This window comes from Streptomyces sp. GESEQ-4 (assembly GCF_017948455.1).
Classification (GTDB): domain Bacteria; phylum Actinomycetota; class Actinomycetes; order Streptomycetales; family Streptomycetaceae; genus Streptomyces.
In genome coordinates, this window is record NZ_JAFFSU010000001.1 from 245,085 (window position 1) to 262,268 (window position 17,184).

The window sequence follows — 17,184 nt, forward strand, 5'->3', positions numbered from 1 at the left end:
AGATGGACGCCGTGACGAACACGCCGGTACGGGTGCCCAAGATGGCCGAGCTGGTCGCGGCGCAGCTGCGGCGGATGATCGTACGCGGGGAACTCGCCGAAGGAGACGCGCTGCCCGCCGAGACCGCGCTCATGGAGGAGTTCGCCGTGTCGCGGCCGACGCTGCGCGAGGCGTTCCGGGTGCTGGAGTCGGAGGCGCTGATCAGCGTGCGCCGGGGAGCCCGCGGCGGGGCGCGGGTGCAGGTTCCGGAGGGCACGGTGGCCGCCCGGTACGCGGGCGTGGTCCTGGAGTACCGGGGCACGACCCTGAAGGACGTCTACGACGCGCGTACGGTGATCGAGGCGCCCTGCGCCGGGCTGCTGGCCCAGCGCCGCACGGACCAGGACCTTCAGCGGCTGCGGTCGGCGGTCGCCGAGGCCGAGCGGCTGATGGACGATCCGTCGGCGTTCATCCGCGCCCATATGGAGTTCCACGCCCTCGTCGTCGAACTCGCCGGCAACCAGACCCTGACCGTCCTCAACGGCATGGTCCGGCACATCATCGACCAGGCCAACTGGTCCCATGTCGACCTCGACGCGGGCAGTGCCGAGAACGTCCGGGCCAACCGGCGGGGCTTCCGCGCGCATGTCGCCCTCGTCGACCTGGTGGAGTCCCGGCGGTCCGAGGACGCGGAGGAGCTGTGGCGGGTGCACCTTCAGGAGGCCGAGGACTATCTGTTGCAGAACAGGTCCATGACGACCGTCCTTGACCTGCTCGGCTGAGCCGGGCCCCTCATACGGGGCCTCATACGGGGTCGGTGGGCGGCGGCGGGGGAAAGGCCGTGCCGCCCAGCCACACCGGAGTCACCCGCACACCGCTGATGCGCCACTCGCCGCCCTCGCGGAGGTAGGTGTTGTCGTACCAGCCGCCGACCGACCACCAGTGCGTGGGATCGGCCTCTTCCGGCAGGTGAACGGCTTGGAGGTACGAGCGGGAGGCCGCCTCGTCATCGTCCACGGTGATCTGGTGGTTCGTGCTGATGTGGTGGGTGCGGTGGTAGCGGCCGAGGTCCCTGGCCACCAGATCGGCGAGTCCCGCGCGCCCCTGGTGCACGAGGCCGGGCAGTTCCAGCGTCCCTTTCTCGGTGAACAGGGCCGCGTAGCCCTCGAAGTCCTTCTCGTCCAGGCGACTTGCGAAAGCCACCAGCAGGTCGCCGATGGCCATACGGTCGAGGAGCAGGCGCACGTCAGCGTCGGAGGGCATCGTCAGCGAGACCTTTCGTCAAGGTTGATGGGGAGATGGGGAGATGGGGAGATGGGGGGCGCGGGGTCAGGCGCCGCGGAGCAGGACGGCGTAGAAGGTCAGCCCGGGGCCGAAGGCCATCGCCAGGCCGTACTGGCCGGCGGCCAGTGGTGTGCGGCTCTGCAGTTCCCGTATCACCAGGGGCAGGCCGGCGGAGGCGCAGTTGCCGTACTCGCGCAGGACGGACCGGGAGGCGGCGACCGCGTCGGGGGTGAGGCCGAGGCTGCTTTCCACGGCGTCGATGATGCGCCGCCCGCCCGGGTGCACCGCCCACCAGCGGACGTGGGTGAGGCTCAGCGAGTGGCGTGCCAGCAGCTCGCCGACCGCGTCCGGCACCAGGCGTTCGAGGACGTCGGGCACCTCCGGGGACAGGCCCATCCGGAACCCGTGATCTCCCACGGTCCACAGCATGTGGTCCTCGTGCTCGGTGTCCGTGTGTGCCAGCACGTCCACGATCCGCAGACCGGCGCCGCCGTCGGCCGGCGCGTCCGGATGGACGACGGTGGCGGTGACCGCGTCGCCGAACAGGACGTGCACGACGATCTGGTCGCCGTCCCACGGCGGGGGTTGCAGGTGCAGCGACGACAGCTCCGCGTTCAGCAGCACGGCCGGGCGCCGGTGGAGGCGTACGTAGTTGGCGCAGGCGGCCAGCGCGGGCAGCGCCGCGAAGCAGCCCATGTGGCCCACGAGGAGCCGCTCCACCTGCGGTGACATCCCGACGTCCCGGGCGACCCGGGTGTCCAGGCCGGGCGCCGCGTAACCGGTCGAGGACGCCACGCACAGCAGGCCCACGTCGGCCGGGTCCACCCCGGTGGCGTCCAGGGCCGAGGCGACGGCGTCCTTGCCCAGCGGCAGCGCTTCCTGCAGATAGCGGCGCATGCGCGCGGCCGTGGACCAGTCGCTGATGTCCTCCAGCAGCGGGCTCACCGCCAGGTGACGCCGTGCGACGCCGGAGTGCGCGGCGATCCGGGCGGCGACCCGCTGGTTCGGGCTGCTGGCCCGCAGCAGGTCGACGACGTCGTCCTGACGGCAGGCGATCGCCGGCAGCGCGGCACCGAATCCGGCGATCACCGATGACTCAGACATGCGCACCAGGTCCTTCCGCCGGCGACTGATCGAACAGCCTAGGGCGAGTGATCGCGGTGGCGGAGAGGCGCGCGGGGGCACTGTCGATCAGGGCGCAGGGGGCGCGAGCCGGAGTGAAGGGCGTGCTTCCGGCGTGCGGGCGGATCACCGCGCCCGGCCGGTCAGCTGTCGCGCAGCTCCTGCACGATCGGCTCCCATACCTCGGCGTCGATCTCGTACGCCGTGTAGAACGACACCCGGTCGACCAGCGCGCCGTACCGCCGCCGGATCTCCGCCGCCACCCGATCCGGCTCGGCCACCACCGAGAAGGTGTGCAGGACCTCGTCGTCGACCAGCCCGCCCATCGCCTCCCACTTGTCGTCGCGTGTGCTCTTGGACAGCGCGTGCAGTTCGTCGCCGAGGTCGCCCCAGCCGTGCAGTTCCAGGACGCCGCGATAGGCGGGGGTGCTGCCGTAGAAGGCGATCTGGCGGCGGGTGCCGGCCACCGCGCGGGCCATTTCCTCCTCGGTGCGGCCGGTGGCGGTGAGGAGGAGATGGCTGACGGAGAAGTCCTCGCGGCTGCGGCCGGACTGGGCGAGCCCGGCTTCGGCGGTCGGCAGTGTGACCTCGCGCAGATACCGCTCGGTGGTGAAGCCGTGGGCCAGGAGGCCGTCCGCCACCTCGCCTGCCACCCGGGTCATCGCCTCGCCGACGGCGGCCACGAACACCTTCGGCGCGCCTCCCGGTGCGGGCGGCGGGGAGAAGAAGGGGGCCATCAGGGTGTGCGTGTAGAAGTCGCCGCGGAAGTCGAGTTTCGTGCCGTCGTTCCAGGCCGCCCAGATGGCGTGCAGCGCGCTCACGTACTCGCGCATCCGGGCCGCGGGCCTGCTCCACGGCATCGAGAACCGCCGCTCGATGTGCGGCTTGATCTGGCTGCCGAGGCCGAGACAGAAGCGGCCGTCCGCGTAGGTCTGGAGGTCGTGCGCCGTGTACGCGAGCTGCATGGGGGAGCGGGCGAAGGCCACCGCGATGGCGGTGCCGACCTCGAGGCGGTCGGTGTGCTCGGCCGCGAGCAGCAGCGGCAGGAAAGGGTCGTGCTTGGACTCCGAGGCCCACAGGCCGTCGTAGCCCGCCTTCTCGTGGTGCCGGGCCTCCTCGACGACCTCGCTGGTGCGCCATACGTTGAGTTTGCCGTCGACCTTCATGCCGCTCCCTGGACTCGGATGACGCGCTGTGCGAGGCGTTCCCGGTGGTAGGCCGGGTCGCCGAACAGCAGTTGTGAGGTCTTGGCCCGTTTCAGATAGAGGTGGGCCGGGTGCTCCCAGGTGAAGCCGATGCCGCCGTGCACCTGGATGTTCTCGGCGGTCGCCTGGAGACAGGCGTCGGAGCAGAAGGCCTTGGCCAGGCTTGCCACGGCGGGCAGTTCGGGGTCCTCGGCGTCGGCGGCGAGCAGCGCGTAGTGGGCGGCGGCCCGGGCCGACTCCACCTCCAGGAGGACATCGGCCAGCAGGTGCTTGACCGCCTGGAAGGAACCGATGGGCCGCCCGAACTGGTGCCGCACCTTCGCGTACTCCACGGCCATGTCGAGCGCCTGCCCGGCCACCCCGACCTGCTCGGCGGCCAGGGCGACGGCGGCCCGGTCGAGCACCTCCGCCACCAGCCGCCACCCGTCGTCGCCGTGCGCCCGCAGCAGGGTCGCCGGTACGTCGTCGTAGTCGAGGCGGGCCTGGCGGCGGGTCGGGTCCATGGTGGGCAGAGGGGTGCGGGTCAGGCCGGGTGCGTCACCGTCCACGCAGAAGACGCCGATGCCGTCGTCGCCGGTGCGGGCGACGGTGAGGACGACGTCGGCACTCGCGCCGTCCAGGACGAAGGTCTTGTGGCCGCTCAGACGCCAACTCCCCGCTGATTCCCGCGCGGTGAGACACACCCCTGCGGCGTCCCACCGCGCGGAGTCCTCGGTCAGGGCGAGCGTCCCGACCAGTTCGCCGGAGGCCAGTCCGGGCAGCAGGCGCTTGCGCGCGTCCTCGTCGTCGCAGCGCAGCAGCGTGGTGGTGGCCAGGACCGCAGAGGCGAGGAACGGCGCGCACAGCAGTGCGCGGCCCGACTCCTCCATGACCACGCCCATTTCGACCGGTCCGCACCCGGCGCCGCCGTACTCCTCGGGCACGGCGAGCCCTTGAAGGCCCAGCTCCGTCCCCATCCGGCGCCACAGCGCCCGGTCGAAGCCCTCGGGGGTCTCCATCAGCCGCCGCACCTCCGTCTCCGGCGAGGTGTCCGCCAGGAACGCCCTCACGGTGCGGCGCAGTTCCTCCTGCTCCTCGCTGAATGCGAAGTCCACGTGCCTGCTCCTGTTCCGCTCAGCGGGCGCCGCGCGCGGCGATGATCTTCTCGACGGCCGCGATGTGCTCCGGGTCGGTCATGCTGTCCTGCTCGGCGAGCAGAGCCGGTTCCAGTACGGCGGCGATCGCCTGCTCCAGATGGAGGTTCACCGCCCGCTTGGTCTGGCGCAGCGCCTTGACGGGCAGCGTGGCCAGGCGCTGGGCGAGGTCCATGGCCTCGGTGAGGATCTTGTCCTTCGGTACGACGCGGTTGGCGATGCCCAGCCGGACCGCCTCCTCGGCGCTCACCCGGTCGCCCAGGAACAGCAACTCCTTGGCGCGGGTCAGCCCGACGAGCAGCGGCAGCACCAGCGCGCCCCCGTCGCCCGCGACGAGCCCGACCTGGACGTGCGGGTCCGCGATGTAGGCGTCGTCGGCGATCAGGACGAGGTCGCTCAGCAGGGCGAGGCTGCAGCCGAGGCCGACCGCGGGCCCGTTCACCGCCGCGATGACCGGCAGCGGGCAGCGGACCATGCCGGTGATGATCCGGCGGGCCTCGTCGACGTTCCGCTTCCGGAAGGCCGCGTCCTGCTGGACCCGGGTCATGATGCCGAAGTTGCCGCCCGCGCTGAACGCCCGGCCCCGCCCGGTGAGGACGACGACCCGCGCCTCCGGATCGGCTGCCACGTCCTCCCACACCGACGCGAGACCGGCGTGCGACTCCTCGCTCATCGCGTTGAGTTGCTCGGGCCGGTTCAGCTCGACCAGCCGGACCGGCCCCCGGGCCGTCACCACCAGATCCGTCATCTCCACCGCCGTCGACCGCTTGCTAATGAGTCAGTAGAGTTGAATGCTATAACTAATTAAGCGGACTGGGAACCGAATGCGGAGGGCATGTATGCCGGAGCAGGAGTACGAGACCGTCACGGCGGAGTCGGCCGACCGGATCCTCACCGTCACGCTCAACCGGCCCGAGAAGCTCAACGCCTTCAACCCGCGCATGATGCAGGACCTGCTGGACGTCCTGGACGCGGCCGACGCCGACGACGACGTGCGCGTGATCGTGGTGACCGGGGCCGGACGAGGCTTCTGCGCGGGCGCCGACGTCAGTGCCGGCGGCGGCTCCTTCGACCACCGCAAGGCGGGTGACTGGCACCGGGACACCGGCGGACGGGTGGCGCTGCGGATCTTCTCTTCCACCAAGCCGGTCATCGCCGCGATCAACGGCCCGGCGGCCGGCGTCGGCGCCAGCATGACCCTGCCCATGGACATCCGGCTCGCCTCGACCTCGGCGAAGTTCGGCTTCGTCTTCGCTCGCCGCGGCATCGTCCCGGAGTCCGCGGCGAGCTGGTTCCTGCCGCGCGCGGTGGGCATGCAGCGGGCGATGGAGTGGGCGGCCACCGGCCGCGTCTTCGGCCCCGACGAGGCGCTGGCCGCCGGGCTCGTACGCTCCGTCCACCCGCCGGAGGAACTGCTCCCGGCGGCGTACGCCCTCGCGCGCGAGATCGCGGAGAACACCTCGGCCGTGTCGGTCGCCCTGGCGCGGCAGATGATGTGGCGGATGCTCGGCGAGGCCCACCCCATGACCGCGCACCGCCTCGACTCACGGATCATGAGCCAGATCGGCGGCGGCCCGGACCCGACGGAGGGCATCGAGTCCTTCCTCGCCAAACGGCCGCCCGAGTTCCCGGGTCGGGTCAGCAAGGACATGCCGCCGGTGTTTCCCTGGTGGGAGGACGAGGAATTCCGTCCCTTCGGCGCGTAGGCCGCAAGCACCGGGAGGTGTGATGACGACGTTCGACTACATCGTGGTGGGGGCGGGTTCGGCGGGGTGCGTGCTCGCGAACCGCCTGTCCGCGGACCCCGGGACGACGGTGCTGCTGATCGAGGCGGGCGGCAGGGACTCCACGCCGCTGATCAAGATGCCCAAGGGGTTCGGCAAGCTGCTGGGCGACCCCCGGTACGCCTGGCACTACCCGGTGGAGCCGGTGGGCCCGACCGGGCGGGTCGAGCACTGGGTGCGGGGCCGCACGCTCGGGGGATCGAGTTCGGTCAACGGCATGGTCTACAACCGCGGCGACCGGGCCGACTACGACGAGCTGGAGCGGCTCGGCAACCCCGGCTGGGGCTGGGACACCATGCTCCCGGTCTTCCGGCGGATCGAGGACAACGCGCTCGGCGCCTCCGAAGTCCGGGGCGGGGGCGGGCCGTTGCACATCTCGACCGCGTCTCGGCCGGAACCGCTCTGCGAGGAGGTGATCGCAGCCGGAACCGCACTCGGCTGGCGCCGCACCGACGACCTCAACGCGAGCGACGACGAACGCATCGGCTATGCCATGGCCACCATCAAGAACGGACAGCGCTTCAGCGCCGCCCGCGCCTTCCTGCACCCGGTCGCGCACCGGCCCAACCTGACCGTCGCCGTCGACACCCTGGTCACCGCGGTCGTCACCGAGAACGGCCGGGCCGTCGGCGTACGGACTCGCAGCGAGGGACAGCGGACCGAGGTCCGCGCCCGACGTGAGGTGATCCTCTGTGCCGGCAGCATCGCCACCCCGAAGATCCTGCAGCTCTCGGGCATCGGACCGGCCGAGACGCTCAAGGCGGCCGGCGTCGACGTCCTGGTCGACAGCCCGCACATCGGCGGCCGGATGCGCGAGCACCGCTGCTTCGTCGTCCAGTACCGGCTGGGAGACAACCTCGGCTACAACAAGGCGCTGAGCACCCCGCTGCGACAGGGCCTGTCCGGCCTGAAGTACCTGACCACCCGCCGGGGACCGCTGGCCGCTCCCGCCTTCGATGTCATCGCCTTCTTCAAGAGCCGCCCCGAACTCGACCGCCCGGACGCCCAGTTGCTGATGGCACCGGTCTCCCTGACCCCGGAGGTCCCCGGCAAGGAGCCCGGAGTCGAGCGCGAGCCCGGCGTGATGGGCCTCGGCTACATCCTGCGCCCCACCGCCGAGGGAAGCCTGCACATCACCTCGGCCGACCCCGAGGCACCCCTGACGATCACGGCCAACTACTACGGCTCCGACCACGACCGCACAGTCGGCACCGCCCTGTTCCGCAGGATGCGCGAACTCTTCGAGACCGCGCCGATCTCCGGACGGATCACGGCCGAGACCCTGCCCGGCCCCGCGGTGCGGGAGGACCAGGAGATCATCGACGCGGGCCTCGAGCACGGCCGCTGCGGCTACCACGCCATCGGCACCTGCGCCATGGGCCCGGCCGAGGACGACCCCGTCGACGCCCAGCTGCGCGTGCGCGGCATCGAAGGCCTGCGGGTCGTGGACTGCTCGGTCATGCCGAGGATGGTGTCCGGCAATCTCAACGCGCCGATCATGGCGATGGCCTGGCGAGCGGCCGACCTCATCCTCGAGGGGAAGTGATCACCGTGGCCGGTTCGAAGAGATCTGGCTGAAACATTGTCGTAGTTTCCCCGAAGTGTTAGCGTCCGGACGGCGAGCATTGAGTTGAATGCGCTAAACCATTCATCGCCTGGACGGTGACCATGAGCGATGGTTCTCTGTACGACTCCTACCGCGGTGTCGACTGGGGGACGGCCACCGCGGACGCCCTTGCGGCGGCCCCGATGCCCCCGCCCGACCAGGGCGGACATTTCCGGCAGTGGACCGACGACGTCCGGCAAGTGCTCGGTGTCGCCCCCACGACCCACCGGGCCGTGGCGGGCTGGCCGCAGCTCCAGCCCGAGGGGCCGGGCCTGTGGGACCGGACCGCCCTCGACCGCTGCGACCGCGCCCTCGACTCCCTGCTCGCCCTCGGTCTGAAGCCCAGCCTCACCCTGCTCCATCTGTCGCTGCCGCCGTGGCTGGACGCCTCCGGCGGCTGGCTCGTACGCGACACCGCGAACCGCTTCGCCGAGTACGCGGCCGAGATGGGCCGCCGCTTCGGCGACCGGGTGGACCGCTGGGTCACCTCGACCGACCTGGCGAGCCCCACGCTCGCGGACCACGTGGCCGGAATGTATCCCCCGAGCCGAGGTATCGGCAGGGCGGGACTGCCCGCGGTCCACCACATCCTGCTCGCCAACGGGCTCGCCACCCAGGCGCTGAGGGCGACCGGCGCGCAGGGCCGGATCGGCACCACGGTCACCCTCGTCGGCGGCTATGCGGCGACCGACGACCCGTACGACCGCCTGGCCGTGGAGCGGCTGGAGAGCTGGACCAACCGGATGTTCCTCGATCCGATGCTGCTCGGCGAGCACATGGTCACCGAGGACGACGTCTCACCGGTCGAGGCCACCGGCTGCGTACGCCCCGGCGACCTGGACACCATCGCCACCGCGCAGGACCTGCTGAGCCTGTCCTGGTACACCCCGTTCCGCGTCACCGCGCCGGAGAACCTGCCCAGGGCGCTCCCGGTGATGAAGTGCCTCGGCGCACTCAACGAGGTGAACCGGCTGCTCGTCGGTCTCGGTTTCGCCCTGATCCCCTTCGACGACGTGGAGACCACGGCGTACGGCTGGCCGATCCTCCCCGAGGGCCTCGCCGATGCCGTCGCCGACCTGCACGACCTCTACGGTGACCTCCTGCCACCCCTGTCCATCGTCGACAACGGCATGGGCGACCTGGACCTCGTCGACCACCGGGGCCGCCGCGACGACGCCCGGCGCCGGGCGCAGCTCGGGGCCCGGCTGTCCTGGCTGGCCCGGGTCGTGTCGCGCGGAGTCGACGTGTGCGGCTACGAGTACTGGTCGGTGCTCGACAACATCGAGGCGAAGCTGCGCTACACCCGCCTGTACGCGATGGGCGTCCCCGAGCGCACACCGCCGCCCCGTCCGCCGATGCCCGCGGACTGGATCCACGGGGGAGCGTTCGCACCCGCCCCCACCGGATCGCCCACCGGACTCCACGCGGTGCCGCGGGCTCAGAGCGCCGGAGCCTCGTAGTCCCTGCCGCGGATCAGCCGCACCGGCGTGTAGACGAGCACCTCCTCGTCGCGCTGGTTGCGGACGGAGATGCGGCTGGTCACCACGCCCCGGCCCGGTTTGCTGGACGGCCGCGAGTCCGTCGTCTCGACGACGGCGTACAGCGTGTCACCGACGTACACCGGACCCTTGACCGACAACTCCATGTGCAGGAATGCCAGGCCCGTGCCGTGCAGCACGTTCGTCTGCAGCACCAGTCCCTCGGCGAGGCAGTACGTCAGCCCGCCCGGCACCAGCCGGCCCGTGTAGCCGCCGTCCGCGGCGTGCGAGGCGTCCCAGAAGAGCGGCTCGGTGAAACCGCCCCAGGTGACGAAGTTGACCAGGTCGGTCTCGGTAATGGTGCGGCGGGCGGTGCGGAAGATCTGCCCGACGGGCATCTCCTCGTACGTCAACCCCCGGACGAGCAGGGGGACTTCACTGATGGTGGGCTCCGATGTCATCGTGGGCTCCTCAGAGGTCGAGCGGGTGCTTGGCGGCCACGCCCTCGAAGTCCGGGGCGCGCTTGTCACGGTGGGCGGCGAGACCCTCGGTGACCTCGTGCCCGCCGAACCCGAAGAACTCGAGTCCGAGCGAGGCCTCGAAGAGCGGCCCCGCCGTGCGGTACCAGTGGTTGAGGGAGCGCTTGGTCCAGCTCAGCGCGCTGGCCGGGCCGGCGGCCAGCGCGGTCGCGAGGCGCAGCCCCTCGGCGTGCACCTCCCCGTCGTCGACACACTTGGAGACCAGGCCGATCCGCTCGGCCTCCTCGCCGGTGAGGGTCTCGCAGGTCAGCAGGTAGTACTTGGCCTTGGCCATGCCGCACAGCAGCGGCCAGCAGATCGCCGCATGGTCGCCGGCCGCCACGCCGAGCCGGGTGTGCCCGTCGACGATCTTCGCCCGGCGCCCGGCCACGGAGATGTCCGCCAGCATGCCGATCACCAGCCCGGCGCCGACGGCGGGACCGTGGATCGCGGACACCACGGGCTTGGAGCAGTTGATCACCCCGTACACCATGTCCCGCGCCTCACGCATCACCCGCGCCCGCACCGAGTAGTCCTCCGTCATGGCCTCGATGGAGTCGAAGGTCCCGCCCGCCGAGAAGGCCTTGCCCGCGCCCTGGACCAGGACCGCGCGCACGTCGTCGTCCCGGTCGACGACCGGCCAGATGTCGGCCAGCTCGCCGTGCATCCTGGGGTCGACCGCGTTGAGGTGGGGGGCGTCGAGCACGATCCGGAGCACCCCGGGCGCGGGCCGCTCGAAGGTCAGGCTGGTGAACTGCTCATAGGGATCCGTCACGTCATGCTCCTGGTGTATTCCGTTCGGATACTATAATTATCTAACTGTATCTGGGCGGGCAACACCGAGGACGGGAAGCTCGGGATGGATCTCACCTTCAGCGAGGAGCAGGACGAACTGCGCAAGGTCGTACGCGCGTTCCTCGCCCGGCACTCCGGCGAGGCCGCCGTACGCCGCCTCGCCGCCGACCCGCACGGTCTCGACGCCGTGGTCTGGCGGCGCATGGCCACCGAACTCGGCCTGCAGGGACTCGCCATACCGGAGGAGTACGGCGGCTCGGGCTTCGGTTACGTCGATCTCGGCATCGTCTTCGAGGAGGCGGGCCGCGCCCTGCTCTGCGCGCCGTACTTCGCGACCGTGGCCCTGGCCGCCGAGGCGCTCCTGCGCTGCGACGACGAGCAGGCCCGCGCCGACCTCCTGCCCGGCATCGCGTCCGGCGCGACGGTGGCCACGCTGGCGCTGACCGAGGAGAACGGCCGCTGGGACGAGACGGGCATCGGCCTCACGGCAGGCGACGACAACCGGCTCACCGGAGTCAAGACGTACGTCCCCGACGGCCATCTCGCCGACCTGTTCCTGGTCGCCGCCCGCACCGCGTCCGGCATCAGCCTCTTCGCCGTCGAAGCCGACGCCCCGGGCCTCACCCGCACCCTCCTCCCCACCCTCGACCAGACCCGCAAACAGGCCCGCGTGGAGTTCCGGGACACCCCCGCCCGGCTGATCGGCACCGAGGGCACCGCCTGGCCCGCACTGCGCCGCACCCTCGCCACCGCCTCCGTCCTGCTCGCCGCCGAACAGGTCGGGGGAGCCGCCGCGGCCCTGGACACCGCCGTGTCCTACGCGAGGATCCGCGTCCAGTACGGCAGGCCGATCGGCTCCTTCCAGGGCGTCAAGCACAAGTGCGCCGACATGCTCACCGAGATCGAGTCGGCGCGCTCGGCGGCGTACGGCGGCCTGTGGGCACTGGACGCCGGGGACGAGACGCGGACCGCGATCGCCGCGGCGCTGGCCCAGGCCTTCTGCTCGGAGGCGTTCACCAAGGTCGCGGGCGACAGCATCCAGGTGCACGGCGGGATCGGCTTCACCTGGGAACACCCCGCCCACCTCTATCTGAAACGGGCCAAGAGCTCCGAGGTGCTGCTGGGGACGCCCGCGTACCACCGGGAGCTGCTGGCCGCCCGGCTCGGCATCTAGGAGATCTAGGAGATCTAGGAGAGCGTCATGGAGATCCCGGAGAGCGACATGGAGCTGGACTTCGGACCCGCGGTACGCGACTTCCGCGACGAGCTGCGCGACTGGCTCGCCGAGCACCTGGTGGGGGAGTTCGCCGAGCACAAAGGGGTGGGCGGCCCGACCGACGGCGCCGCCTGGGAGGTGCGGCTGGCCTGGGACCGCGAGCTGTCCGCCGGGAACTGGCTGGGCGTGGGCTGGCCGAAGGAGTACGGCGGCCGGGGGCTGGGCCTCGTCGAGGAGATCGTCTTCGAGTATGAGTACGCGCGGGCCAACGCCCCCTACCGGGCCACCTGCGGCGCCCTCGACCTGCTCGGCCCGATGCTGCTCGCGACGGGCAGCGAGGAGCAGAAGAAGCGCTTCCTGCCGCCGATCCTCGCCGTGGAGGAGCTGTGGGGCCAGGGCTTCAGCGAACCCGGCGCCGGCTCCGACCTGGCGTCCGTCCGCACCAGGGCCGGACTCGACGGAGAGGAGTGGGTGATCGACGGGCAGAAGGTCTGGATGTCCTTCGGCGACCACGCCGACTGGCTCTACGTCCTCGCCCGCACCGACCCGGATTCCCAGCGGCACAAGGGCCTGACCATGCTGCTGGTGCCGACCGACCAGCCCGGCGTCGACATCCGCCCGATCCGCAATCTGGCCGGCCAGGACGAGTTCGCCGAAGTCTTCCTGTCCGGCGCACGCACCTCCGCCGACCTGGTCGTGGGCGAGGTCGGCGGCGGCTGGCGCACGGCGATGACCACCCTCGGCATCGAACGCGGCACCACGCTGCTGCCCCTCCAGCTCAGCTACGAGCGCGAGGCCGACGCCCTGATCGAACTGGCCCGGGAGCGCGGCGCCCTCGACGATCCCATGCTGCGCCGCCGGATCCTGGACGCCTGGATCTCCGTACGCATCATGCGCACCACCAACATGCGGACCGTGGCCGAACTGATCGCGGGCCGCACGCCCGGCGCCCAGGCGACCACGGCGAAGCTGTACGCCTCCACGCGCCACCAGCAACTCGGCCATCTGGCCATGGAACTGGCGGGCCCCGCCGGGCAGATCGTCGGCGAGGACTACGGCCTGGACACCCGGCAGCGGTCCTTCCTGCTCTCCCTCGCGGAGACGATCTACGGCGGTTCCAGCGAGATCCAGCGCAACATCATCGGCGAGCAGGTGCTCGGACTCCCGAAGGACCCGCGGCCATGAGCGGGCCGGCGGACCGTATCGACCGCATCGAGTCCCAGCTGGCCATCCAGCAACTCCCCATCCGCTACGCCCTCGCGGTCGACGGCCGTGACCTCGACGCCTGGGTCGGCTGCTTCCGGCCCGACGTGGACATGGGCCGCCACGGCAGCGGCAGGCAGGCCCTGCGCGCCTACATCGAGCCGCTCGTCCGCGGCTTCCACCGCTCCATCCACCAGATCTGCGGTCACCGCGTCGAGTTCACCGGCCGCGACACCGCGACGGGCTCGGTGTACTGCCGGGCCGAACACGAGGTGGGGGAGCGGTGGATCGTCATGGCGATCCGCTATCTCGACGACTACGCGCGCGTGGGCGGCGAGTGGTACTTCTCCCGTCGCCGCGAACAGCACTGGTACGCGGCCGATGTGACCGAACGCCCGCAGTCCGTCGGCTTCGACAGCTGGGCGAGGGCCGGTGAACCAGCACTGCCGGACGCCTTTCCCACCTGGGCCGCCTTCTGGAAGGAGACGTGAATGCGACTCAAGAGGAAGGTCGCGCTGGTCACCGGCGGCGGCCAGGGCGTGGGCCGCGGCATCGCGCTCGCGCTGGCCACCGAGGGCGCCGCCGTCGTCATCACGGGCCGCACCGAGAGCAAGCTGAAGGACACGGCCGCGGAGATCGCCGGGCGCGGGGGCCGGGCACACACCGTCGTGGGGGACGTATGCGAACGCTCCGACGTCGACCACATGGTGGCTCAGACGCTACGGGAGTTCGGCGCGCTGGACGTGCTCGTCAACAACGCGCAGTCCTCGGTTCAGCGGCGGCTCGAGCAGACGTCGTACGACGATCTCGAACTCGCCTATCGCAGCGGCCCGTTGGCGACCTTCCACGCGATGCAGGCCGCGTTGCCCTGGTTGCGGGAGAGCCGGGGCAGCGTCGTCAACCTCGGTTCGTCGACCGCCGTCCAGGGCGATCCGACCTTCGCGTCCTACGCGATGGCCAAGGAGGCGATCCGCGGTCTGACCCGGGTCGCCGCACGGGAGTGGGGCACCTACGGCATCCGGGTGAACGTCATCTGCCCGGCCGCCCTCAGCCCGGCCGCGGAGCTGTATCTCACCGCCCATCCCGAACACGCCGAACGTCTCGCCGCGGACATTCCGTTGGGGCGGCTCGGTGATCCGGAGGAGGACATCGGCCGGGCGGTGGCGGCGCTGGTGAGCGACGACATGGCGTATCTGACGGGGGCGACGCTGATGTTGGAGGGTGGTCGGACGCTGATCGGGTGAGGGATGCGGTTCGCCGGCTGCGGGCCGGTGGGGGCTGGTCGCGCAGTTCCCCGCGCCGGCGATTTCAGGTACGGGCGCGGATCGCGCTCGCGACCACATCGAAGAGGCGATCGGCACGTGGCGCGAGCGAGGGTTGATCGCCGAGCCAGGCGAGCGCCGCGATCAGTGCGAACAAGTCGGTGCCGTCGATATCGCTCCGCGCCGTGCCGGCGGCCTGGGCACGGGTGAGGAGTCGCGCACCCGCTGCGCGCAGGGTGACGCACGAGGCGTGGAGTGCGGATTCGGGGTCATCGATGGCGGCTGCCATCAGCACGGTCACGCCCCGGTACTCGGTGGTCCACGCCACGCAGTCGCGCAGCCACGACACGAGCGCGTCTTCGGGCGAGCCCGACGTCTCGAACTCGCCTGCCTTTGCCGTCAGTTCCTCGAAACTCGTGTGGAGCAGGGCCTCGAGCAGCGCCTCGCGCGTCGGGAAGTGCCGCAGCAGGGTCGCGAGCCCGACATCGGCCCTGCGCGCGATGTCGCGCAGTGACACATCGACGCCTTGCTCTGAGATGGCGGCGCCCGCTACGGCGAGCACGTGGTCGCGGTTCTTCCTGGCGTCGGCCCGCATCTGTCCCTCTTGACTATCCGGATCAGTGGTCCATATATTCGGATCAGTGGTCCACTTATGTGGATCGCTGATCCGAATAAGCCTATCCCGCAGTGCGGGCAGGAGAAAACGATGCCGACACACACGATGAGGGCGGTCCGGCTCCATGAGCACGGCGGCCCTGAAGTCCTGCGCTACGACGAGGTGCCGATTCCCGAGCCGGGGCCGGGTGAGGTGCTCGCTCGCGTGCACGCGGCCGGCGTCAACCCTCCGGACTGGTACCTGCGCGGCGGACTGACCAAGATGCCCGGGGAGGCGGAGTCGACGGTCAGCCTGCCGGTGATTCCCGGGACCGACGTGTCGGGCGTCGTCGAGGCCGTCGCCGCGGACGTGGACGGCCTCGCCGTAGGTGATGAAGTCTTCGGTCTTCTGCGTTTCCCCAGCTTCGACGGCCGCGCATACGCCGAGTACGTGGCCGCGCCCGTGTCGGACCTCGCACGCAAGCCGGCCGGCATCGACCACGTGCACGCCGCCGGGGCGCCCATGGCCGGGCTGACGGCATGGCAGTTCCTGATCGACGTCGGACACGATCACCCGTCGCCCTTCCAGGAGGCGCGGCATCGTCCGACGGCGCTCGACGCCGACACGACGGTGCTCATCAACGGAGCCGCGGGTGGAGTGGGGCACTTCGCGCTACAGCTGGCGAAGTGGAAGGGTGCGCGTGTCATCGCGGTGGCGTCGGCCGCGCACGAATGGTTCCTGAGTGAGCTCGGCGCCGATCAGTTCATCGACTACACCAAGAGCCGTCCCGAGGAACTCGTGCACGACGTCGACCTCGTTCTCGACACCGTCGGCGGCCCCCACAGCAGCCGCCTCCTGCGCACACTCAAGCGCGGCGGGGCCCTCTTCCCGGTGTTCCCGGGCGAATTCGACGAAGCGGAGACCGCCAAGCTGGACGTCACGGTCTCGATCGCCCAGGTCCGCTCGCACGGCACGCAACTCGCTGAACTGGGACGCCTGCTCGACACCGGCACGGTCCGCGTCGCGATCGACAGCACGTTTCCGCTCGCGGAGGCCCGAGCGGCACACGAACGCGCCGCCCGAGGGCACATCCAGGGCAAGATCGTGCTCACGGTCGCTTAGGCGGACAGTTCCTAGCGTCAGGCCACTTCCGTATCGATCGGTGCAGATGTGCTACGGTCCCGTTCGGCATCGTTCAGTACCGATCGGTGCGGAAATTCGTGGAGGTCATGGGCATGGGACAGCTCGAAGGTAAGACCGCCGTCATCACCGGCGGCAGCAGCGGGATCGGCCTGGCGGCTGCGAAGCGACTCGCGGCCGAGGGTGCGCATGTGTTCATCACCGGCCGCCGCAAGACCGCGCTGGACGCGGCCGTGGAGGCCATCGGCCCGTCGGCGGCCACCGCGGTGGCCGGTGATGTCTCCGACCTGGCCGACCTGGACCGCCTGTACGACGCGGTCCGCGCCCGGGGCCGGGGCCTGGACGTGGTCTTCGCGAACGCGGGGAGCGGCGCGCTCGCGACACTGGAGCAGACCACCGAGCAACACCTGGACCAGATCTTCGGTGTCAACGTGCGCGGCACGCTGTTCACCGTGCAGAAGGCGCTGCCTCTCCTCAACGACGGCGCGTCGGTGATCCTGAACTCCTCGGTGCGCGCCGACGACGGGGTCGCGGCGTTCGGCACGTACGCGGCCTCCAAGGCGGCGATCCGGTCCTTCGCCCGGACCTGGGCCAACGAGCTCAAGAGCCGCAACGTCCGGGTCAACGCGATCTCCCCGGGCACCATCGACACGCCCGGACTCGACGCCGTGGTCAGCGCGGAGGACGCGTCCGTCACCAAGGCGCAGTTCGCCGCGGGCGTCCCGCTCGGCCGGATCGCGGACCCGGCCGAGGTCGCCCATGTGGTCGCCTTCCTCGCTTCCGAGCGGAGCAGCTTCATCCTCGGAGCCAACCTGTACGTCGACGGCGGCGAGAACCAGATCTGACCAGCGCTGTCCCAGCTTT

At 70.9% G+C, this 17,184-nt stretch carries 18 protein-coding genes; 10 read left to right on the forward strand and 8 right to left on the reverse strand.

The window, feature by feature from the left end; translation table 11 throughout:
• Window positions 1–2 precede the first annotated feature (2 nt).
• Window positions 3–761 (forward strand): FadR/GntR family transcriptional regulator, encoded by a 759-nt coding sequence (locus tag KCH48_RS01080; protein WP_210569410.1) that lies wholly within the window; start codon window positions 3–5, stop codon window positions 759–761.
• A gap of 22 nt (window positions 762–783) precedes the next feature.
• Here KCH48_RS01080 and KCH48_RS01085 read toward each other — a convergent pair whose 3' ends face one another.
• The 5 genes from KCH48_RS01085 to KCH48_RS01105 form a co-directional block, all read right to left on the reverse strand.
• Window positions 784–1,242, reverse strand: coding sequence for a nuclear transport factor 2 family protein (locus KCH48_RS01085; RefSeq protein ID WP_210569412.1), 459 nt, complete (start codon window positions 1,240–1,242; stop codon window positions 784–786).
• A gap of 66 nt (window positions 1,243–1,308) precedes the next feature.
• Window positions 1,309–2,367, reverse strand: a complete 1,059-nt coding sequence (locus tag KCH48_RS01090) for a type III polyketide synthase (RefSeq protein WP_210569415.1) — start codon at window positions 2,365–2,367, stop codon at window positions 1,309–1,311.
• A 161-nt stretch (window positions 2,368–2,528) separates the two neighbouring features.
• Complete coding sequence (locus KCH48_RS01095) at window positions 2,529–3,551, reverse strand: LLM class F420-dependent oxidoreductase (protein WP_210569417.1); 1,023 nt, start codon at window positions 3,549–3,551, stop codon at window positions 2,529–2,531.
• Window positions 3,548–4,684: an acyl-CoA dehydrogenase family protein gene (locus KCH48_RS01100; protein ID WP_210569419.1), complete on the reverse strand. Its 1,137-nt coding sequence runs from the start codon at window positions 4,682–4,684 to the stop codon at window positions 3,548–3,550. Before KCH48_RS01100 ends, KCH48_RS01095 begins: the two co-directional genes overlap by 4 nt.
• A 19-nt stretch (window positions 4,685–4,703) precedes the next feature.
• The gene (locus tag KCH48_RS01105) at window positions 4,704–5,471 is read right to left on the reverse strand and encodes an enoyl-CoA hydratase/isomerase family protein (RefSeq protein WP_210569420.1); all 768 of its coding nucleotides are present in this window, start codon (window positions 5,469–5,471) and stop codon (window positions 4,704–4,706) included.
• 91 nt (window positions 5,472–5,562) lie between these two features.
• Between KCH48_RS01105 and KCH48_RS01110 the strand changes: the two genes are divergently transcribed.
• The 3 genes from KCH48_RS01110 to KCH48_RS01120 all read left to right on the forward strand — a co-directional run bounded on the left by KCH48_RS01110 (window position 5,563) and on the right by KCH48_RS01120 (window position 9,573).
• Window positions 5,563–6,429 carry a crotonase/enoyl-CoA hydratase family protein gene (locus KCH48_RS01110; protein WP_210569422.1) on the forward strand — a complete coding sequence of 289 codons (867 nt, stop codon included), beginning with the start codon at window positions 5,563–5,565 and terminating at the stop codon, window positions 6,427–6,429.
• A gap of 22 nt (window positions 6,430–6,451) precedes the next feature.
• A complete protein-coding gene (locus KCH48_RS01115) occupies window positions 6,452–8,053 on the forward strand; it encodes a GMC family oxidoreductase (RefSeq protein ID WP_210569425.1) in 1,602 nt (533 codons plus the stop codon).
• 122 nt (window positions 8,054–8,175) lie between these two features.
• Complete coding sequence (locus KCH48_RS01120) at window positions 8,176–9,573, forward strand: glycoside hydrolase family 1 protein (protein ID WP_210569427.1); 1,398 nt, start codon at window positions 8,176–8,178, stop codon at window positions 9,571–9,573.
• Here KCH48_RS01120 and KCH48_RS01125 read toward each other — a convergent pair.
• Entirely contained in the window at window positions 9,552–10,052 is a 501-nt protein-coding gene (locus tag KCH48_RS01125) for a MaoC/PaaZ C-terminal domain-containing protein (protein ID WP_210569430.1), read from the reverse strand. The two genes, KCH48_RS01120 and KCH48_RS01125, sit on opposite strands and share 22 nt — an antisense overlap.
• A gap of 10 nt (window positions 10,053–10,062) precedes the next feature.
• A complete protein-coding gene (locus KCH48_RS01130; protein WP_210569431.1) occupies window positions 10,063–10,884 on the reverse strand; it encodes an enoyl-CoA hydratase/isomerase family protein in 822 nt (273 codons plus the stop codon).
• Window positions 10,885–10,968: 84 nt separating this feature from the next.
• Between KCH48_RS01130 and KCH48_RS01135 the strand changes: the two genes are divergently transcribed.
• From KCH48_RS01135 to KCH48_RS01150, 4 genes are read left to right on the forward strand one after another with little or no spacing between them, the layout of a single operon-like run.
• Window positions 10,969–12,078 carry an acyl-CoA dehydrogenase family protein gene (locus tag KCH48_RS01135; protein ID WP_210569433.1) on the forward strand — a complete coding sequence of 370 codons (1,110 nt, stop codon included), beginning with the start codon at window positions 10,969–10,971 and terminating at the stop codon, window positions 12,076–12,078.
• Window positions 12,079–12,126: 48 nt separating this feature from the next.
• Window positions 12,127–13,305: an acyl-CoA dehydrogenase family protein gene (locus KCH48_RS01140; RefSeq protein ID WP_210570874.1), complete on the forward strand. Its 1,179-nt coding sequence runs from the start codon at window positions 12,127–12,129 to the stop codon at window positions 13,303–13,305.
• Window positions 13,302–13,814, forward strand: a complete 513-nt coding sequence (locus KCH48_RS01145) for a nuclear transport factor 2 family protein (protein WP_210569435.1) — start codon at window positions 13,302–13,304, stop codon at window positions 13,812–13,814. Before KCH48_RS01140 ends, KCH48_RS01145 begins: the two co-directional genes overlap by 4 nt.
• Window positions 13,815–14,567, forward strand: a complete 753-nt coding sequence (locus tag KCH48_RS01150; protein WP_210569437.1) for an SDR family NAD(P)-dependent oxidoreductase — start codon at window positions 13,815–13,817, stop codon at window positions 14,565–14,567.
• A 64-nt stretch (window positions 14,568–14,631) separates the two neighbouring features.
• Here KCH48_RS01150 and KCH48_RS01155 read toward each other — a convergent pair whose 3' ends face one another.
• The gene (locus KCH48_RS01155; protein WP_210569439.1) at window positions 14,632–15,180 is read right to left on the reverse strand and encodes a TetR/AcrR family transcriptional regulator; all 549 of its coding nucleotides are present in this window, start codon (window positions 15,178–15,180) and stop codon (window positions 14,632–14,634) included.
• 111 nt (window positions 15,181–15,291) lie between these two features.
• Between KCH48_RS01155 and KCH48_RS01160 the strand changes: the two genes are divergently transcribed.
• Both KCH48_RS01160 and KCH48_RS01165 read left to right on the forward strand, forming a co-directional pair.
• A complete protein-coding gene (locus KCH48_RS01160) occupies window positions 15,292–16,302 on the forward strand; it encodes an NADP-dependent oxidoreductase (RefSeq protein WP_210569442.1) in 1,011 nt (336 codons plus the stop codon).
• A 113-nt stretch (window positions 16,303–16,415) separates the two neighbouring features.
• Window positions 16,416–17,165: an SDR family NAD(P)-dependent oxidoreductase gene (locus tag KCH48_RS01165; RefSeq protein ID WP_210569445.1), complete on the forward strand. Its 750-nt coding sequence runs from the start codon at window positions 16,416–16,418 to the stop codon at window positions 17,163–17,165.
• Window positions 17,166–17,184 lie beyond the last annotated feature (19 nt).